This is a genomic window from Steroidobacter gossypii, assembly GCF_016801985.1.
Lineage (GTDB): Bacteria > Pseudomonadota > Gammaproteobacteria > Steroidobacterales > Steroidobacteraceae > Steroidobacter > Steroidobacter gossypii.
The window spans coordinates 163487-184081 of the sequence record NZ_JAEVLS010000003.1 but is presented as its reverse complement, the minus strand read 5'-3'; the positions used below and the strand labels follow the sequence as shown (position 1 = coordinate 184081).

Below are 20595 nucleotides of genomic sequence, written 5' to 3'. Positions count from 1 at the left end.
AATCTCCTTCGATACTCGGTCAGTGAGAGTGGTCCACGGTTTCGATCTTCATCGGGCCGGGGCCAATGTTTCTTTCGGCTTTTGCGCGCAGGACCATGTCCCGAACTTCGGCGCGCAGCTTACGGGCGTCGTAGACGATGCCGTCCTTGACGACGTAATCGATGCCACCGATGCGTTCCACCTGCCCGGCCTCGTCGTTCAGGCGCAGGGTGCCGGTGCCGAACAGCAGTTTCAGGTTCGCGACCGGGTTGCCCTTGACGATGACCAGGTCGGCTTTGCGGCCCACGCGGATGGTGCCAACTGTGTCGTCGCGACCGAGCGCTTTCGCGCCGGCTTCGGTCGCGGCATGGATGACCTCGAGCGAGCTGAAGCCGGCCTCGCGCAGCAGCTCCATCTCCTGGATATAACCGAAGCCGTACAGGTTATAGATGTAGCCGCTGTCGCTGCCGACCGTGACGGTGCCGCCCCGGTTCTTGTATTCGTTCACGAAGCGCATCCACAGCCGATAGTTCTCGCGCCAGGCGACTTCATGCTCGGTGGTCCAGTCGAACCAGTACGAACCGTGATTGACGCGGCTGGGTCGATACCAATCCCACAATGCGGGCATGGTGTATTCGTCGTGCCAGGAAGCCCGGCTCATGCGCATGAAATCGCGGCTGGTGAGATAAGCGGTGAAGGTCGGGCTGAGCACGAACTTTCGTTCCAGCAGCCGATCCATCACTTTGTTCCAGGATTCCGAGCCCGGCGCCGCGGACTGCCGCCATAACCGGCCGGCTTCCCCGAAGCGCATCTGCTCGTCGGTGTTCACGTAGTCGACGGGCCAGTCCTGCACCGAGCGATCGGTGAACATGGCTTCGGGCAGGCCGTACCAATGTTCCATCGAGTCCAGCCCGAGCGCCGAGGTGTCGAGCACGTTGGCGTAGGCGACCACTTGTTGGGCGTGATGCATGGTCGTGCGCAAGCCCACCTTCTCCGCTTCATCCAGAGCCGCGAACAGCACGTCCTGCTCACCGTTGATGAACTTGATTCCGTCGGCGCGGCGACGCTTGGCTTCGCGGATGGCGTGGCGTGCGGTGTTCGCGTCGTTCGGCGGAGTTGGCAGGATCTGATGAAACATCGGATACACGTCGATTCGCGGAGCGACGATCTCGTTGCGCGCGCTGCGTTGCTTGATGTCCACCAGCCATTCGATCGGCCGATCGCTGCCCACATCCCGCACGGATGTCACGCCGTGGCTGAGCCAGAGCTTGAGGACGTAGTCGGATGGCACATGCTGTTTGTCGCCCAGGCTGTGCAGGTGTGTGTGCGTATCCACGAAGCCGGGCAGCACGTAGTAACCAGTCAGGTCCATCTCGTGGTCGCCGGCTGCCGCGCGCTGCTTCTCATCGATAGCGCCCGGCGCGCCGATCGCTTTCAGCTCGCCGATCCGATCGTTGGCGATCACGATGTCGTATGGACCCTGCGCTGGCGCGCCGGTGCCGTTGACGATGGTGACGTTGCGCAGAACGATGCGCTTGTGCGGACCGATGCCTTGCGTGCGAGCCGGGATGGGATCCGCAACCGGTGGCTTGCCCGACTCGGCCGCAATGCCGGCCTGGCAGCTCCAGCCGACGATTGCAGCAAGAGTCGTGAGTGCCAGCGCCCTGCTTCTCGCCATCCTCGATCCCCTGGGAGTTATCGTATACGAAATACTATCCTCTACGGGGTACAAGTCAACCGATTTAGCTTTCCTTGCAAGCCGCACCCTTGGCGAGAGTGCGGGTATTGCTCTGGCCGGCGAACGCAGCGCTATTTCCGCGAGACTTTCTTGCGAACCGGCGCGACACGCACTTCGCTCGAAGGGCGCAGCGCCGAGCGCAGGTCGCGAAGGGTATGTTCGAGATGTTCGGTGATGAGCTTGCGCACACGAGCGTCGCGCTTGGCGAGCCAGGCGTCGAGGATCTCGTGATGTTCGGCTTCCGCCGCGACGAACCTGCCCTTGGGCTCGAGGTGCTTGCGCACATAACGATCGGCGAGCACGTGCAACCGGGCCACGGTATTCGTAGTGATCTGCTGTCCGCCCGGCTGCACCAACGCCAGGTGAAAGGCACGATTCAGCGCACCGACGGTGGGCTTCTGAGCGGCCGCATCGATATCGAACAACGTCAGCGCCTGCTTGGCGCGCTCGCGATCGGCGTCGGTGGCGAGCACACAGGCACGCGCCGCCGCGTCCGGTTCCAGTTTCAAACGCAGCGCATAGATTTCTTCAGCCTCGTCCGGCGACATCGGCCGGACGAAAAAGCCTCGATTGGGATGCGAGATCACCAGCCCATCCTGCTCGAGCCGCGCCAGCGCCTCCCGCAACGGGATTTTGCTGACGCGCAGCTCCGCAGCGAGCGCGTCCTGCCGGATGGGCAAGTCCGACGCGATGGCGCCGGACAGAATGAAGTCGCGAACGACCTCGACCAGACGATCGGACAGATTCCGAATCTCGAGTGGCGGTGAACTCATGAACGACGACTCGGGAGAACGACTCATGGGATGCAAGCTTGGCTCGCCGGAACGGCGATTTATATACGCGCATATGATACGCGAACGGCGCTGCTGACGGCCATGAATCGAATCCCGCACGTGGGCGCGGATGCGGGCCCACCCTTCCAGTGGGCCCGCCTTACGCTTAGAAGCGCGTGCGCAGGCCGACGAAGTAACGACGCCCCAGCACGTCATACAAAGTCACATCCGTGTTTGCATCGCCGCCCCAGCTGGAGGTCAACAGCGGCGGCTGTTCGTCGAAGGCGTTGTCGATGCCGCCGAACGCTTCGACGCTGTCGTTGATCTTGTAGCTGGCGGAGAAGTCGACATAGGTCACCGAGTCCGCCTTCACAGGCGTGCTGGCCACGATGTTGGCGAGCGGTTGCAGGTCGTCGATGTAGCGCAGCTGCGTGCGCACCAGCAGCGGCCCGCTGGTATACGAAGCCATCAAGGTCGCTTTGAAATCCGGCGAGCCGCCCGAGTCCGCTCCTTGAGCCGTGCACGAGCCGAAGTAGCCGGCGCAATCGATCGGCGCCGCGCCGATGATCTGCCTGACACGCTCGAACAGCCAGCCTGCATGCAACACCACGCCCAGCTTCGCGGAGTTTTCGAACAGCCCGAAGCCATCGGGCAGATCGACGGTGTAGTCGGTCGACAGATCGACGCCTTCGACCGACAGCGAGCCGATGTTGCTGTTGCTGGCGCGCACCTGGTACACCTGGCCGCTGCCCGGCAGACGGAGGATCGCCTGACACGGCTCGCTGGCAGCATCGAGCATCTGATAGCAAACATCGAGCGTGGTCTGCGCATTCATGGTCGCCACCGCGTCTTCCACTTCGATGCGGAAGTAATCGACCGCGACATTGAGGTTGTCGACCCAGGGCACCTGCACGACCGCACCGACGGTGAAGGTTTCGGACTCCTCCTCCCGCAGGTTCGGATTGCCGCCGGACAATTGGCTGAAGCCCAGCACCGTCTGCTGGAAATTGTCGACTTCGGCGGCCGGAACGCCCTGCTGCACGCAGAAATCTTTCTGGGCTTGAGAGGGATTGCGAACCGCTGCGCACGGATCGGTGCCCGGCGAGAAGCCTTCGCTGATCGGTGCATACAACTCGGAGATCGCCGGAGCTCGGATGGCGACGTTATAAGCAGCACGGAAGCGCAGGCTCTGCACGGGACCCCACTCCATGCCGAGTCGCCACGTCGTGGCGTCGCCGAAGTTCGAATAATCCGACAACCGGGCCGCGCCTTCGATGGCGAGGATGTCGGCCATGGGCAGTCCCGACAGAATCGGCACACGCACTTCGCCGAACACCTCGGAAACATCGAAGCCGCCGACAGTGATACCGCGCGAGGCCGAGCCGTATTCGCGCGCCAGATCGGTCGCGCCCGGCATGAACTCGTACTGATCGTCACGATATTCGACGCCGATGGCGGTGGAGACCGGGCCCGCGGGCAGATCGAACACCTCACCCGCCAGCGACGCGCCGACGACCTTGCGCTCGAACACTTCAGTGGAAGACCGCGCTGGCGTGATGAAGGCCGCGGCCTCGGGCGAGATCGAGCCGATGCCAAACGGGTTCACGGGCACGCAGCCAAACACTGCAGTGGCACAAACCACATTGCCGGAAGCATCGACGACCGTGTCGAGCCCGAGCGACATGCGCGCGGCCGACATCATGCCGTTGATTGTTTCATCGGTGCGCGAGCGCTGATATTGACCGAACACGTCCCACTTCCAGGTGCGCTCGCCGATATCGAAATCGCCGCGCAGACCCGCGGTGCCGCCCAGCGTCGCACGCTCGAACGCGAACGTGCGCAGGCCCAGCTCATCCAAGCGACGTGCGATGCCACCGGAAATCCGTGCATCGCCGCTTCCGGTCGGGTCGAAGATCTGTGGATTGTTCATGAACAGCGCGCGCACGTCCTCGGTGAGCACCGGATTGGTGGCGTAGTCGCGCACCTCGAAATACGGGGCCGTGCCGGTGACGATGGCGAGCGAATCGGAAGCTTGCTGATATTCGTTGTTGGACAGCGCGTAGTGAACGTCGGTGTACGCTTCGACGTTGTCCGTCACATCGAATCGCGCCAAGCCCGCCACCTGCCAGCGCTCGAGCGGACGCAGCAGATAGTTACCTGCAGCATAGTTGTACAGATTCTCCGGGTCGCAGTGGGCGAGCACCTGCCCGCCGGCGCCGAAGCGGATCGAGTTCAACCGTTGCGAGCAACCTTCGGCGCCGGTGGGCAGCACGCCCGGGCCCTGCCCGACATCGAGCGTCGCAAGCTGAGCTGCGCTCAGACTCACGCGTCCGCCCGGAATGTTGCTCGAACCGCTTACGCCAAGTTGCGCATTCAGCGGAACTCGCGAGAAATCACGATCTTCCATCATCACCGGGTCGCGCACCGAGCGAGACAGATACAGCGTGACGTTGCCGCGACCCTCGCCGACGTTGGTGCCGAACAACAGATCGTAGTTCTGGCTCATGCCATCGCCTTCGGCGGTCTCACCGTACTGCACCGATGTTTCCAAGCCCTCGACGTCGTCTCGCAGGATGAAGTTCACTGCGCCGGCAATGGCGTCGGAGCCATACACCGCCGAGGCGCCACCGGTGATCAATTCGACACGCTCGACCAGCGCGCTCGGGATGGTCGCCAGATCCACGTTGCCTGCGCCGTTCGCCGGGATGAACCGTCTGCCGTTGACCAACGTGAGCGTGCGCATCGAACCCAAGCCGCGCAGGTTCGCGGTCAACACACCCGAGCCGCCGCCGGAATTCACGCTGGAGTTTGTGCCTGCCGACAGCTGCGGCAGTTCGTTGAGCACCGTCTCAACCGTTGTGTCGCCGGACAGCTGGACCAGGTCCTGCCCGAGCACGGTGGTGGGGCTCGGTGCGCTCAGGTCACTGCGCACCAGTCGCGATCCGGTGACCACCACTTCCGTGAGTGTTTCCTGCGCATATACATGGCAGGGCGCAGCGGCGACTGACAACGCGAGCAGCGCGCGAACGGTGTTCGATATGGCAGGCCCACGACGTGGTGGCTGGATCGAGGCGAACTGAATGGTCATCGTCACTCCCCTGTCGTTATTCGCGAATCGTATACGAACTACGATATACCTTGAGGGAATGGTGTCAAGCCCGCCGGCCGAAGGAACGCAAACGGTGCATCGCCTGATTGGCACGCTCGAAAACGAAGCAGCCCCGTTCCTGGTCTCAAGAACGGGGCTGCCGTGTGAGGATTTGGCCGCGCGGGAGCTCACGCTGAGCGAGGCGCCGCGCTCGGGTGGCGGAAATTACGCGATCTGAAAAGGCAGTCGCGGAGAGTTTCGCCGGGTCGTGATTTCTTCGATCCACTGTCGTAAACGTTCTGGAACGATGAGACGGCGGCGGGCGCGGGTGACGGCGACGTAGATGGATGAGCTGGCCGCGGCGAGCGCGTCGAATCTGGATTGCCATGCGTGCTCCACGAGCTCGGGCGTCAGCATGACGACGTCGAATTCTCGATTGCGCACATCGGAGATCAAGCCGAGAGAACAGCGACGCGCGCTGGGATCGAGGCGACGCGCAGAGACCTTGGCCCAATCCTGTGCGCCATAGCCGCGCGTGAGCATGCGATCGATGCGCTGAAAGCCGCGGTTCTTTTCAAAACGCTCCGAGACTGCCTGCCAGGATTCGAAGCGAAACAACTCCGGGTGCCGCGGGCGCGCGCCGCGCTGATACAAATCGATGCAATCGCTGACGAAGACATCAAGACGTTCCGAGCTGCTCAACAGCTCGACTTCGATGTTCTCGCTGGCGAGGCGCTGCGACCACTCGAACAGGCCCCACGTATCGTGCACGAGAATCGTCGCGGGCGCCTCGGGCGCCTGAGGTCGGTCGTAGTAGACGATCTCGGTCCGCGCCAGAGGATTGCCGTGGAACGGCAATTTGGTCGCGCCCGGATGAGCCAGGATGAGCGAGTTCACCACCTGTTCGAGCGCCGTGCCCGTGCGCACCGAAGAGGTGACCGCGCGCTGACGGATGACGTTGGCGCGCCGTTGCGGCCTTCCCTGCAGATTCTGATATTCGTCGCCGACACTGATCACCGCCTGCGGACTCGCGTCCAGGATTTGCAACATGGGCTTGGCCAGATCGTGACACTCGTCGATGATCACGTGCGTGTAGCGCGATGGAATCTTCCATCCGTTGAGCGCAGCCCACTTGATGCGGTGATAGCCGCGCACGGGCGGCTCGAAGCCCGGCGAGTCCGGCAACAAAGTCGCCTGCCACAGCTGGCTCGCGTGGTGAAGCACCATGAGCCGCGTCGAATCGTCGAGCGACGAGGCGCACCAAGCCGGAATATGGCTGCCATCGATCTCACGCTCGCCGCTGAAACAAAACGCGGCCACCGTGCTTCGAACCATTCGCACCAGATCGTGCGTGGAGAATTGACCGGTCGGCTGGATATTCAAGTACTCCGCGACCTGCTGATCGTGCGGCGTCGGCGCATGATAGTTCGTGCGACTCATGCGCACGTTCACCGGATCGATCAAGCCCTTCGGGGTCATGGCAGTGACCAGCCGCTCGAAGGTGGACGCCTGCACATGCGTCATCTGCCCTAAGCCCGACAGCAAGGCATGCAGTTGCCGTTGTCGTTCGGCAAGCACCAGCAGCCTTGCGCCCGAAGGCTCGAGCATCGCCGCCAGCGATCGAATCAGGAACGACTTGCCAGTACCGGCATAGCCTTGGACGTGGATGTGATCGTCCGTCTGCGCCCTCACCTCTTTGAAGATCCGGCTTTGCTCGCTGGTGAGAACCGCGCGATCGCCGCTCAGCAGCGCGATCGACTCCAGACCTTCCTGCGCGTGTGTATCGCCGGCCAAAGCAAGCCGGAACTCGCCCAGCAAAGCAACGCCCGCGCGCACCTTCGCCCGATCCAATTGCGCGGCGATCTGCTCGACGAATGCTTGGAGCCCGGTCCGACTCACCTGCTCGTGACCGCCCCGAACGGCGTTACTCAGGATCTGTTGCGGCGAGCTCGCCACTTCGCCCCGCAACCGCGGCAGGTACTGAAGAACGATCAACGCCGCGATCTGCGGCACATCGAGCGGCGCCAGCGCAGAGGCGAGGTCGCGCGCCTCATCCAGCACCGGCGCGAGCAACCGCTCGCTGATCGGCAAGTACATCGCGACTTCGGGCCTGGTCATTGCAAATCCCATGGAAGACCGGCGATTCTACAGGTCGCGGCAGGTCGGCGCTTGCGCTGCTCCAAGGCAGCGTGAATCCACCCAGGTTCGCGCGCCGATCTACTCTGCATTCGACGCCCGAGCCTGTTGATCTTCATGAAGTATTCAGTGCTGTTGCTGCTGCTGAGCCTGGCCGGTTGCATGGCGCAACCTACCGTCACCTCCTGGCTCGATCCGGTCTCGGTCGCGACCATCACTTCGCAAACCCAGCCGCTGGTGCTGGCCCGTGTCACCAGCTCGAGCAAAATCAATCGGCGCGACTTCGCGCAGCTCATGGCCATCGAAGTCAACCGAATGGGCGCCCGCCGCCTGTACCTGACGCTGATTCCTCGCACCTCGGGCGATCTCACGCCCAAACAGATGACGAGCTTCGAAAGCTCCTTCGGTGAGATCGAGATCCGCACGGAGGAGCGCATGCTCGTTCTGAATCAGTATGCAGGCGACGTCGCCGAGCTGGGCATCGGCGACCCGACGCTGCCGCTGCCCATCTCCGGCTCCACCTTCATCTACTATCCCATCGAGCGCGACGACCTGCGGGCGCTGGCGACATCGACCCGGATCGAGCTGGCCGCGCTGGGCGTCCCGAACCGGCCGCAATACTACGAAGAATGGAAAGATGGCCGGCGCAGCCTGAGCGATTTCCTGGGCCAGCTGCCCGGCGAGACGTCGGCTGCGCAGCGGGGCGAAGCTCCCTGACCAGGCGCCGCTGACGGCACATTGTCGGCCCTCGAAACGTAACGTACGATCCGCTCTTCTCTGGTCAGGGAAGAACGGCATGAAATGGCCAGCAGCAGCCGGCGTCCTGTTCTTGATCGCCGGCGTGGCCGGCGCCGCCGAGGGTGGACAACATGGCGTCCAGCTCGGCGATATCGACCACAAGACCGAACCTTGCAGCGACTTCTACGCGTATGCCAATGGCAATTGGCGCGCGCAGAATCCGATCCCTGCCTCGATGACGCGCTGGAGCCGTCGCTGGGCAGCGAGCGAAGCAAACAAAGATCGGCTCAAGGTCATTCTCGAAGCGGCTGCGGCCACCCGGGCACAGCACGGCAGCATCGCTCAGCTCACCGGCGATTTCTATGCAAGCTGCATGGATGAGGCGCGTGTCGAGGACCTCGGCATCAAGCCGCTCCAGCCACTACTCACCGAGATCTCCCACATTCGAGACAGCGCCGGTTTGCAGCGTGAGATGCAGAAGCTGCATGCCATGGGCGTGATCGCCCCCTTCAATCTGTATGGTCTGTCCGACGATCGCAATCCCGACGATGTGATCGTGCAGATCGACGCGGCGGGGCTCGGTCTGCCCGACCGCGATTATTACTTCAAGGCCGAAGACCGCTTCCAGCAAGCCCGTAGCCGATATCTCGCCCACGTCCAGAGGATGTTCGAGCTGGCCGGCTACGCCGCCGGCGATGCCAAAGCCGCCGCGCAAGCCGTGATGAAAATGGAAACATCCCTGGCGCAGCATTCGCTCGACAACGTGGCGCTGCGCGATCCGAAATCGACGGATCACAAACTGACCTTTGCGCAACTAACACAGCTCATGCCCAACTTCGACTGGCCGCAGTACTACTCGGCCAGCAAGCTGCCGCGCGGCGAGCTCAATGTGGCGCAACCGGAGCTCATGAAGGAGATCGATCGACAGCTCGCGGCGACGCCGCTGGCCGATTGGAAAATCTACCTGAGCTGGCACCTGCTCCGATCCGCGGCGCCGTCGCTGTCCAAGCCGTTCGTGCAGGAAGACTTCGCCTTCAACGCGGCCTTCCTGAAGGGCGTCCAAGAGATGAAGCCGCGTTGGAAGCAATGCGCCGAATCCGCCGACGCGCTGTTCGGCGAGGCAGTTGGCAAGATCTATGTGGAGAGATACTTTCCTCCCCAAGCGAAGGCGCGGGTGCAGGAGATGGTCGAAAACCTTCGTCTCGCGATGCGCGAGACCCTTCGAGACCTGCAATGGATGAGCGCTTCCACCAAACAGCGCGCGCTTGAAAAGCTGGCGACGTTCAGGCCCAAGGTGGGTTATCCAGACAAGTGGCTCGACTATAGCGGCGTGCGCGTCAGTCGCGACAGCTACTGGGACAATGTCGTGGCGGGACGGCAATTCAACGTGCGCGACAACTGGTCGTCGGTCGGCAAGCCATTGGATCGCGAGCGCTGGGGCATCACCACGCCGACCTCAGACGCGTACTACCATCCGCTGCTCAACGAGATCGTGTTTCCCGCCGGCATCCTGCAACCGCCCGCCTTCGATTTGGCGGCCAGCGACGCGGTGAATTACGGCGCCATCGGCGTGGTGATCGGCCACGAAATCAGCCACGGCTTCGACGATCAAGGCGCCCAATACGACGCGCACGGGCGCTTGAAGAACTGGTGGAGCGACGCCGATCTCAAAGCATTCCAGGCCCGCACGGCATGTGTCGTGGAGCAGTTCGAGGGATATTTCATCGAGCCGGGCATTCATCACAACGGCAAACTCGTGCTCGGCGAAAGCATCGGCGATCTGGCCGGCGCTCGCATCGCCTATCGCGCACTTCAGATCTCCCGCCGTGGCAAAGCGCCACTGCCCACTATCGACGGCTTCACTCCGGAACAGCAGTTCTTCATTTCCTGGGGCCAGTTCCGCGGCGATGAAACGCGCCCTGAAACGGCGCGCTCCATGGTGCAGGGAGCTCCGCATCCCGTCGCCAAATACCGTGTCATCGGTCCACTGTCGAACCTGCCCGAATTCCAGCAAGCATTCCAATGTAAAACCGGCGCACCGATGGTCCGTCCCGCCGCGCAGAGGTGCGAGGTTTGGTGACGCACTAACGTCAGCCGACGCGGCTTGAAGCTCATGCGCCGGGTGCGGGAACTGGAAACCCGAGGCTGGTCAGCGCCGATGTGAGGTCATTGTTTCCTGGCGAGCGCTCGCGAGCGCGCATAGCGGGCCAGGAAATCGTCGATGAGCTGCTGGCGGGTGAATGCGGTCACGTCAGTCACACCATCCACCGAGGACTCGGCGAGGGCGTGATAGCTGCGCTCACTATCGCCCGTGTCCGCCAGTGGCCGCTCGGCGAGCGCGAAGGTCGGAGCGCGAAATCCCTTCAGGCGCACGCTATAACGAAACGTCTGGCGCCCGGCATGCGAGATCGCAAGCTCGACCCGGTCCGGACCGCAGTTGAAGTCCGCGGCATGCCCCTCCTCCTGAATGCGTGCCGCCACGTCTTGCAAGGCCGGCGCGGCGACATCCGCCAGGAACGATTCTATATCCGCTCGCGTATGCGCCTTGAGCAACATGCTCAGGCGCTGCTGCCAGCTGGTCTCGACATGTGTAGTCTCGATCAGTGCGCTGTCCGCACGCGCGGTGCCTTCGAGCTGCAGCGCGCGCAGCACACCGTAACAGATGAAGATCATCAAGATCGTAAATGGCAATGCGCTCGCAATGGTCGCTGTTTGAAGCGCATCGAGCCCACCGCCAACCAGCAGCACCGCGGCGATGGCCCCGGCGGCCGTCGCCCAGAAGACTCGCTGCCAGGCGGGAGAATCGGCCGCGCCGCCTGAAGTGATCGTGTCGATCACCAGCGCACCGGAGTCCGCGGATGTCACAAAGAAGGTGACGACCAGAATGGTAGCGATCGCCGAGCTGAGCGTAGCGAGCGGCAGACCTTCCAACGACGCGAATAGCGCGACAGGCAGATTATCCCTCACAACCTCAGCCAACGGTAACGCTTCCGAGGTCTGCTGCCACAACGCAGTGTTCCCGAACACCGTCATCCATAGAAACGTAAACAGCACCGGCACCAGCAACACGCCACCGATGAACTGGCGGATGGTTCGTCCCCGCGAGATGCGCGCGATGAACATGCCCACGAACGGCGACCATGCGATCCACCAGCTCCAATAGAACAACGTCCATTCGCCGAGCCAGGGATTCGGCTCATAGGCATACAAACGAAACGTGAGCGGCACGACGTTGCTCAGATAAGCGCCGATGTTCTGAACGTACGCCCGCAGCAGGAACAGCGTCGGCCCGGCGATCAATACGAATAGCAGCAGCAGGCTGGCCAGCACCACGTTGAGCTCGCTCAGTCGACGGATGCCGCGATCCAGGCCCAGCATCACCGAGAGCGTCGCAAGGCCGGTCACCGCCGCGATCAGCATCAGTTGCACTGGGATGGTCGCTGGCCAGCCGAACAGATAAGTGGCGCCAGCGTTGACTTGCAGCACGCCCAGGCCGAGCGAAGTCGCCACCCCGAACATGGTTCCGAACACCGCGAACACATCGACGGCATGACCGATCGGCCCGTGAATGCGATCGCCAATCAGCGGATGCAGCGCCGAGCGCAACGTCAGGGGCAATCCGCGACGAAATGCGAAATACGCCAGCGCCAGCCCAACGATGACGTAGATGGCCCAGGCGTGCAGGCCCCAGTGAAAAAAGGTGAGCACCATGGCCTGACGAGCCGCATCGAGCGTGGCGCCCTCGCCGGTCGGCGGCGCCATGTAGTGCTGGATAGGCTCGGCAACGCCGAAGAACATCAGCCCGATGCCCATGCCGGCGCTGAACAGCATCGCGAACCACGAGGCTCCGCCGTATTCCGGCTCGCTGTCGTCCGGCCCAAGCTTCACATCGCCATAGCGGCTGAACAGCAGGAACAGCGCGAAGATCAGAAAGCCTGCGACTGCTGCGATATACAGCCAGCCGAAATCTTCGATGATGCCCGCCTGCAACTGCTGGAATAGCAGCCTGGCCCGCGCAGGAAACAATGCGCCGAGCGTCGCGCAGACCAGAATGACGGCGGCGGAAGTGAAAAATACCGGCGGATTGACTTGAAAACGCACGCTGCGAGAGTCGACGACGTCGCCGCTCGTGACAATGGTGGGAAGTCGTAGGAACCGCCTGTCAAGTCTGCGGATCGGGCCCGCAGATTGGACCTGCGAGCTTGACTCTTCAGCGTAACAAACTATCCTCCCCCCATGCTTGATTCCGCGCATTTTTTACTCGACCACCCGCATTGTGGCGAGACTCACATCCGGGACGCGTCGCCCCGGGTGTAGCGCATTCTCACGCGCTGTGCCCGGGGCTTTTCGGTCTCAGGCACCTGCCCGACCGGCTCCCCATCCGAACCGGTTGAGGCTTCTTCACCACTGATTTGCTTCGCTCGCGAGTCCGGCGCCATGGCCGCGCCGGTTCGATGGGCGAATTTGTTTGGAGGGGCAGATCCATCATGGAACCCATGAACACGGGCGATTTACCGCCCATCTCGATCCCGGCGGGCGACTATGACCGCTTGATCGCGCTGGTGGACGCCGCGGAACGCGCGCCGACGCCGGTGGTCGATTTTCTCGCGCAGGAGTTGAATCGCGCGGAGGTCGTGGCCGATGACCAATGCCCGAACATCGTGCGGGTCGGCTCGCTGGTCGCGTATCGCGACGGCGCGAACGATCGCTATCGCACCGTGCGGCTGGTCTGGCCGCTGGAGGCGGACGTCAATCGTAATCGCATTTCGGTACTGTCTCCGGTAGGCGCAGCCCTGCTCGGCATGAGCCCGGGGCAGTCGATCACCTGGCCTCGACCGGTCGGCGAGCCGCGCACGCTCACCGTGCTGGCCGTGTACGGCAGCGACATGCCGGATCCCGCGGCCTGAGCCGCTGCTCATCCAAGCCGAGCCATGATCCAGACACCCTATTATTTGATCGACAAGTCCGCACTTCGCCGCAATCTGGAGAAGATTGCGCAGGTGCGGGCGCTCTCGGGCGCGAAGGTGCTGCTCGCGCTGAAGTGTTTCGCGACGTGGTCGGTGTTCGATCTGATGCGCGAGTACATGGACGGCACTACGTCCTCATCTCTGTTCGAGGTGAGACTCGGTCGCGAGCGCTTCGGCGGCGAGACTCAAGCGTATAGCGTGGCCTGGTCGGATGCCGAGATCGATCAAGCGGTGTCGCTCGCCGACAAGATCATCTTCAACAGCATCGGACAGCTCGAGCGCTTCGCCGACAAGGCTTCCGGCATCGCGCGCGGGCTGCGTTTGAACCCGCGCGTCAGCGTTTCGGGCTTCGATATCGCCGATCCCGCGCGGCCTTTCAGCCGGCTGGGCGAACACGATGTCGAGAAGATCGCGAGCGTGCTGGATCGCGTCGACGGCTTCATGATCCATAACAATTGCGAGAACGAGGATTTCGACCTGTTCGATCGGCTGCTCGGCCAGATCGAGGAACGCTTCGGCGCGCTGTTTCATAAGGTTCGCTGGATCAGTCTCGGCGGCGGGATTCATTTCACCGGCGCAGGCTATCCGATCGAGAAGTTCTGCGAGCGCCTCCGGCGCTTCTCGGAACGTTTCGACGTGCAGGTTTATCTCGAGCCCGGCGAAGCGGCGATCACCGAGACCACCACGCTCGAAGTCACCGTGCTCGATACGTTGTTCAACGGCAAGCACCTCGCCGTCGTCGACTCCTCGATCGAAGCGCACATGCTGGATCTGTTGATCTATCGCGAAAGCGCTCACATCGCCCCGAACCAAGGGCCGCACGAATACATGGTGTGCGGCAAGTCGTGCCTGGCCGGCGATGTGTTCGGCACATTCCGCTTTCCGCGGCCGCTGCAGGTGGGCGACCGACTCTCCATCCAGGACGCCGCCGGCTACACCATGGTCAAGAAGAACTGGTTCAACGGCGTGCAGATGCCCAGCATCGTGATTCGCGAGCTCGACGGGTCGATCCGTCCGGTGCGCGAGTTCAGCTTCGCGGATTTTCAAGCCAGCCTGTCTTGAGTCCCCTTCCCCAACCGTGTTTCGCAATGAAGGAGTTCTTCCCGGAATGAAAAAGAACGTGCTGGTCATCGGCGCTGGCGGCGTCGGTCAGGTGGTCGTTCACAAATGCGCCCAGAACAACGAGCTGCTCGGCGATATTCACATCGCCTCGCGCACCGTCGAGAAGTGCCAGCGCATCATCGCCTCGGTCCACGAAAAGAACGCGCTCAAGACCCACGGCGCTCTGCAGGCGCACGCGCTCGACGCCCTGGACGTCGCGGCGACCGTGAGGCTCATCAAACAAACCGGTGCGCAGATCGTCATCAACGTCGGCTCGTCGTTTCTCAACATGTCGGTGTTGTCGGCCTGCATCGAGACCGGCGCGGCGTATATCGACACCGCCATTCATGAAGATCCCGCCAAGATCTGCGAAACGCCGCCGTGGTATGCAAACTACGAATGGAAGCGGCGCGCGGAGTGCGAACGTTCCGGCCTGACCGCCATCCTCGGCGCGGGCTTCGACCCCGGCGTGGTCAACTCCTATGCGAAGTTTGCTTGTGACAGCTATTTCGACCGCGTTCAATCGATCGATATCGTCGACATCAATGCCGGCCGGCACGGCCGGTACTTCGCCACCAACTTCGATCCGGAGATCAATTTCCGCGAGTTCACCGGGCAGGTCTGGAGCTGGCAGAACAGCAAGTGGACGTCCAACAAGATGTTCGAGGTGAGCCGCGAGTGGAACCTGCCCGTGGTGGGTCTGCAGAAAGCCTATCTCACCGGCCACGACGAAGTGCATTCGCTGTCGCAGCTGCTCGGTGTTCCGAACGTGCGCTTCTGGATGGGCTTCAGCGATCACTACATCAACGTGTTTACGGTGCTCAAGAGTCTGGGGCTGCTCTCCGAGCAGCCGATACGCACGGCCGAAGGGCTGCAAGTGGTGCCGCTCAAGGTCGTCAAAGCAGTGCTGCCGGATCCCGCCTCGCTCGCGCCCGATTACGAGGGCAAGACCTGTATTGGCACGCTGGTCGAGGGCGAACGCGCAGGCAAGCCGCATCAGGCCTTCGTGTATAACGTGGCCGATCACAAACAGGCCTACCAGGAAGTCGGCAGCCAGGGCATTTCTTACACTGCCGGCGTGCCCGCGGTGGCCGCCGCTTTGCTGATCGCCTCGGGCGAATGGGACGTTCGCAGGATGGCCAACGTCGAGGAACTGCCGCCGCAACCGTTCCTGCGGCAACTGAATCGACTGGGCTTGCCGACGCGCATCGTCCAGAATGGCCTGGATTCGCCGGTGGATCCCGTTTGAACCCGACGCCCTCGAGGGACTCATGAAAGACCAGACCATCGCCATCCATGGCGGTTATGAAACCGAGCCGACCTCGCATGCCGTGGCCGTGCCGATCTATCAGAACGTCGCATTCGAGTTCGACAATGCCCAGCACGGCGCCGACCTGTTCAATCTCGCCGTGCCTGGCAACATCTATACCCGCATCATGAATCCGACTTGCGATGTGCTGGAGAAGCGCATCGCGATGCTGGAAGGCGGCGTGGGCGCGTTGGCGGTCTCGGCCGGCAGCGCCGCGATCCACTACGCGATCGTGAACCTGGCCCAAGCGGGCGACAACATCGTGACCACGCCGCAGCTGTATGGCGGCACGTACACGCTGTTCGCTCACATGCTGCCGAAGCTGGGCATCGAGGTGCGCTTCGCCAAGAGCGATGCGGCCAGCGACCTGGAGAAGCTCATCGACAAGAAGACGCGCGCCGTGTTCTTCGAGACCATCGGCAATCCGGCTGGAAACATCGTCGACGTCGCCGCGGTGACCCAGATGGCCCGCAGCCATGGCGTCGCCACGATCGTCGATAACACGGTCGCGACGCCGGTGCTGCTCAAACCGTTCGAGCATGGCGCCGACATCGTGGTGCACTCGGCGACCAAGTACATCGGCGGGCATGGCACTACCCTGGGCGGCTTGATCGTCGACTCCGGGCAGTTTCCCTGGGGTACGCACAAAGATCGCTATCCGATGTTCAGCGAGCCGGAACCGTCGTATCACGGCGTCGTCTATGTCGACGCGCTAGGGCCTGCCGCGTACATCGGCCGCGCGCGCACCGTGCCGCTACGGAACACGGGCTCTGCGCTCTCGCCCTTCAATGCCTTCCAGCTCCTGCAGGGCATGGAGACGCTGCCGCTGCGCATGCAACGGCATTGTGAGAACGCTCAGCGCGTCGCCGAGCACCTGCAATCTCACAAAGCGATTCAATGGGTGCGATACGCGGGCCTGAAGGACCATCCGCATCATCACCTTGCCCAGAAATATATGAAGGGCCGCGCCGCGGGCATTCTCACCTTCGGTGTCAAGGGCGGGTTCGACGCCGGCGTGAGGTTCTACGATGCGCTGAAACTGTTCAAGCGCCTGGTGAATATCGGCGACGCCAAATCGCTGGCCTGTCATCCGGCCTCGACCACGCATCGCCAGTTGAGCGAGGCGGAACAGCGCAGCGTCGGCGTCACGCCGGAAGCGATCCGGCTGTCGGTCGGTATCGAAGATATCGAGGACATCCTGTCCGATCTGGATCAGGCGTTGGCTGCCGCCCACTGATCGCACTCCAAACGGCGTCTTCAGCTCGCTCGGCTGAGGGCGCCAGTGCGAATCAGAAAATCGCCGAACGCTTCTCCGCCGGCTCGCTCGCTGGCATAGGCGTTCAACAAGGGGCGCAGCGCATCCAAAATCTGCTGCTCCCCGATATTCTCTCGACACAGCGAGTTCAATCGCTCACCACGCGGGCTGCCGCCGAGATACAGGTTGTATTTCCCGGGCGCCTTGCCGACCAGGCCGATCTCGGCCAGGAACGGTCTCGAACAGCCGTTGGGACAGCCGCTCATACGAATCGTGATTGGGGTGTCCGCCAGCCCTGCGGCTTCGACCAGAGCTTCCAGTTTGTGAAGTAACGATGGCAGATAGCGTTCGCTCTCGGCCATCGCCAGACCGCAGGTCGGCAGCGCCACGCAGGCCATTGCATTCTGCTCCAGTCCGGCCGGCGATGAGAGGCCGGCCAGGCCACCCGCTAGCAGCAACGCATCGATCCGCGATCGGTCGGCGTCTTCGACTCCGGCCAATGTCACATTCCGGTTGGTGGTCAATGCGAACACCACGGGCAGCTCGCTCGCGATCTGTCGCAGCGTGGACATGAGTGGCGCTTCTGCCGAGTCGGCGATGCGGCCATTGCGAATGAACACCGTACAGTGCCAACGCCCATCCTCGCCTCGATGCCAACCGTAGCGGTCGCCATTGGTGGTGAACCCGAATGCACGCGCTGGCTCCAAAGGCTTGCCGCGACGCCGGGCCAACTCAGCCTTGAACCATTCGATGCCCCGGTCTTCGATCGTGTACTTGAAGCGTGCGTGCGCGCGATCGAGTCGGTCGCCAAAATCGCGCTGAATGCACATGGTGTGCTCGGCGACCTCCACGATCTCCTCGGCATTGCAGAATCCCGCCAGCGTGCTCAGTCTTGGAAACGTCGTGGGCACCTTGTGCGTCATTCCCATGCCGCCACCGACCAGCACGTTGTAACCGACGATCTCGCCGTTCTCCACGATGGCCACAAACCCGAGATCGTGCGCGTAGATGTCGACATCGTTGCTCGGCGGAACGGCGATGGCGATCTTGAACTTGCGCGGCAAGTAGGTTGGGCCGTAGAGCGGCTCCTCGTTCTCCGGCAGACCCGAGGACGCCGGCTGCTGCAACAGCAGCTCTCGATAGGCAGCCGTTCGCGGCATCAAGTGCTCACTCAGCTTGCGCGCGGTTGCGGTTGCTTCTGCATGCGCGCGAGAGAACAGCGGATTGGCGGTACAGATCACGTTGCGATTGTCATCTCCACAGGCAGCGATGGTGTCCAGGCCGGCGGCCGCGATGCCCTGGATGTGCTTCGCCAGGTTGTGCTTCAGCACGCCGTGGAATTGAAACGTCTGACGGGTCGTCATGCGCAGTTGGCCGTTCGCAGTGGCGCGCGCCTGAGCATCGAGCGCCAGCCATTGCCTGGCGGTACACACCCCGCCCGGCAGGCGGACGCGAACCATGAACGAATACAGAGGTTCCAGACGCGACACGCGCCGCTCTTCGCGCAGGTCACGGTCGTCCTGCTGATAGACGCCGAAGAATTTGGTCAGCAGTGCATCATCGGCCGCGATGCTCCCCGTGAGCGGCTCGGCGAGACTTTGTTCGAGCGTTCCCCGCAGGAAGCGACTGCGAAGCTTCAGCTGCTCATTCGAATGCAGCTGCTCCACTGGCGTGGAAAGATCGTTCTTGCGAATCGCGTCCATCAATACACATCTCGCTGGTAGCGGCGCTCGCGCTGCAGATTCAACATGAACTCCTCGAGCTGCTCGTCGCCAAGCGCTCCATGCGTCCGAATCGCGTCACGCAGCGCTGCGTCGACATCGGGCGCCATCTGCTGCGCATCGCCGCAGACATAGACGTAAGCGCCGTCTTGCAGCCACGCATAGAGCATCGCTCCGTGCTCCCGGATGCGATGCTGGACATAAACTTTTTCATGCCCGTCGCGAGAGAAGGCCACGTCGAGGCGATGCAAGGCCCCGCGCTTGCGCCAGTCCAACCACTCGGTCTGATAGAGAAAGTCGCTGCGCAAGGTTCGATCGCCGAACAGCAGCCAGTTCTTGCCACGCGAGCCAAGCGCTTCACGCTCGGCGACGAAGGCACGAAACGGCGCCACACCCGTGCCCGGCCCGATCATCACGATCGGAGCATTCGGATCGGCGGGCAAGCGAAAAGCGGGATTGCGATGGGGATAGACAGCCACTCTCGCATGCGCATCCGTCGCGCTGCCCAGTGCCGTCGATACGACGCCGCCGCGCATGCGTCCACGGGACTGGTAAGTCACGATACGAACCGTCAAATGCACCTCGTCGGGCGTTGCATGCGGACTCGAAGCAATCGAATACAGGCGAGGCGCGAGTGGCCGCAGGATGCGCACGAAATCCTCGGCTTTGACGCCCTGGGCTGGATGATCCGCGATCAGGTCGATCAGATGGCTGTCGCGCAGCGCTGCATTGAGCCGATCACCGGCGCCCTGCTCCATCAGCTCCAGCAGGCTGCGCCGTTGACTGAGGGTCGCGTACTTCTCGAACACGGACCGATTGAGCGGACCGATGTCCAAGTGATCGGTCAAGGCGGTGCGCAAAGACACGTTGACGCCGTTCACTTCGACGGCGGAGTCCCCGTCGAAGGGTAGATGCTCGAGCAACGCATTCACTTCGGCTTCGGAGTTGCGGGGCACGATGCCGAGCGCGTCGCCCGCTTCGTAATGAATGCCGGCGCCTTCGGTTGAGAGTTCGATGTGACGAACATCCTTGCTCGAATCCCGCGCCGTCAATCGAATGTTTGCAAGCACAGGGGCCTGCCAGGGATTCTTTCTCGTGTAGGCGGTCGCCACAGTGGCGCTGGGCCGCGCGAGACTCGGGGGTGGCGCAACTACGTCGCCACGGACGGTGGCGAGCCGCGAGACGACCGCTTCGATCCAGCGATCCGCATTCTCCTGGAAGTCCACATCGCATTCGACACGCTCATGGAGCCGCTGCGCGCCGAGCGCTTCCAGCTGCGCATCGAAGCGACGTCCGGCTTCGCAGAACTGCTCGTAGCTGGAATCGCCGAGCGCAAGTACGGAATATTTCAGACTGGCGAGCTTCGGCGCCTTGCGACCGTGCAACAGATCGTACAGCGGGCGGGCACGATCCGGCGGATCGCCTTCCCCGTGTGTGCTGACGATCACCAGCAGGTGCCGCGCCTGATCGAGCTCGACCTTACGGCAATCCAGCATGTCGAGCATCACGCTGCTCACGCCGGCAGCCGACAGCGCCTCGCTGAGGCGCTTCGCCACCGTCTCGCAATTTCCGGTCTGCGATCCGTACACGATCGTGGCGATCGGCGCGGCAGCGGGAACGGCAGCGGGTTGGGAAACCGCCGCCGTATTCAGCGTGCCGATGAGATAGCCGCTCAGCCACGCGCGCTGCGTGGCGTCCAGCCGGTTGACGATCCGTCGCACATCCTCCGCCAGCGCCCTCTCGAACGGGAATACGTCGAGCGTCGCGCTCGCCGCTGCCATCTCGCTCAT

The 20595-nt window shown here is 62.8% G+C and carries 13 protein-coding genes; 6 read left to right on the top strand and 7 right to left on the bottom strand.

The window, feature by feature from the left end:
* Positions 1 to 19 precede the first annotated feature (19 nt).
* The 4 genes from JM946_RS14760 to JM946_RS14745 all read right to left on the bottom strand — a co-directional run bounded on the left by JM946_RS14760 (position 20) and on the right by JM946_RS14745 (position 7696).
* Entirely contained in the window at positions 20 to 1657 is a 1638-nt protein-coding gene (locus JM946_RS14760) for an amidohydrolase family protein (RefSeq protein WP_203168061.1), read from the bottom strand.
* Positions 1658 to 1788: 131 nt separating this feature from the next.
* Positions 1789 to 2490: a GntR family transcriptional regulator gene (locus tag JM946_RS14755; RefSeq protein WP_203168060.1), complete on the bottom strand. Its 702-nt coding sequence runs from the start codon at positions 2488 to 2490 to the stop codon at positions 1789 to 1791.
* Positions 2491 to 2656: 166 nt separating this feature from the next.
* Positions 2657 to 5578, bottom strand: coding sequence for a TonB-dependent receptor domain-containing protein (locus tag JM946_RS14750; RefSeq protein ID WP_203168059.1), 2922 nt, complete (start codon positions 5576 to 5578; stop codon positions 2657 to 2659).
* Positions 5579 to 5803: 225 nt separating this feature from the next.
* Entirely contained in the window at positions 5804 to 7696 is a 1893-nt protein-coding gene (locus JM946_RS14745) for an AAA family ATPase (protein ID WP_203168058.1), read from the bottom strand.
* 135 nt (positions 7697 to 7831) lie between these two features.
* Between JM946_RS14745 and JM946_RS14740 the strand changes: the two genes are divergently transcribed.
* Both JM946_RS14740 and JM946_RS14735 read left to right on the top strand, forming a co-directional pair.
* Positions 7832 to 8431, top strand: a complete 600-nt coding sequence (locus JM946_RS14740; RefSeq protein ID WP_203168057.1) for a hypothetical protein — start codon at positions 7832 to 7834, stop codon at positions 8429 to 8431.
* A 79-nt stretch (positions 8432 to 8510) separates the two neighbouring features.
* Positions 8511 to 10532, top strand: a complete 2022-nt coding sequence (locus JM946_RS14735; RefSeq protein ID WP_203168056.1) for a M13 family metallopeptidase — start codon at positions 8511 to 8513, stop codon at positions 10530 to 10532.
* Positions 10533 to 10618: 86 nt separating this feature from the next.
* Here the strand turns inward: JM946_RS14735 and JM946_RS14730 are convergent, their stop codons facing one another.
* Entirely contained in the window at positions 10619 to 12553 is a 1935-nt protein-coding gene (locus JM946_RS14730) for a BCCT family transporter (protein WP_203168055.1), read from the bottom strand.
* A 395-nt stretch (positions 12554 to 12948) separates the two neighbouring features.
* Between JM946_RS14730 and rnk the strand changes: the two genes are divergently transcribed.
* The 4 genes from rnk to JM946_RS14710 are packed head-to-tail and all read left to right on the top strand — an operon-like array spanning position 12949 to position 17066.
* Positions 12949 to 13359, top strand: a complete 411-nt coding sequence (rnk, locus tag JM946_RS14725; RefSeq protein WP_218042872.1) for a nucleoside diphosphate kinase regulator — start codon at positions 12949 to 12951, stop codon at positions 13357 to 13359.
* A 24-nt stretch (positions 13360 to 13383) separates the two neighbouring features.
* Positions 13384 to 14481, top strand: coding sequence for a carboxynorspermidine decarboxylase (nspC, locus tag JM946_RS14720; RefSeq protein WP_203168053.1), 1098 nt, complete (start codon positions 13384 to 13386; stop codon positions 14479 to 14481).
* Between the two features lie 46 nt (positions 14482 to 14527).
* Positions 14528 to 15769 carry a saccharopine dehydrogenase family protein gene (locus tag JM946_RS14715; RefSeq protein WP_203168052.1) on the top strand — a complete coding sequence of 414 codons (1242 nt, stop codon included), beginning with the start codon at positions 14528 to 14530 and terminating at the stop codon, positions 15767 to 15769.
* Between the two features lie 22 nt (positions 15770 to 15791).
* Positions 15792 to 17066 (top strand): O-acetylhomoserine aminocarboxypropyltransferase/cysteine synthase family protein, encoded by a 1275-nt coding sequence (locus tag JM946_RS14710; protein WP_203168051.1) that lies wholly within the window; start codon positions 15792 to 15794, stop codon positions 17064 to 17066.
* A gap of 20 nt (positions 17067 to 17086) precedes the next feature.
* On the opposite strand, the gene JM946_RS14705 is transcribed toward JM946_RS14710, so the two are convergent.
* Together JM946_RS14705 and JM946_RS14700 are read right to left on the bottom strand one after the other, a co-directional pair.
* Entirely contained in the window at positions 17087 to 18787 is a 1701-nt protein-coding gene (locus JM946_RS14705) for an NADPH-dependent assimilatory sulfite reductase hemoprotein subunit (protein ID WP_203168050.1), read from the bottom strand.
* Positions 18787 to 20595, bottom strand: a complete 1809-nt coding sequence (locus JM946_RS14700) for an assimilatory sulfite reductase (NADPH) flavoprotein subunit (RefSeq protein WP_203168049.1) — start codon at positions 20593 to 20595, stop codon at positions 18787 to 18789. The genes JM946_RS14705 and JM946_RS14700 overlap by 1 nt, the downstream gene beginning before the upstream one ends.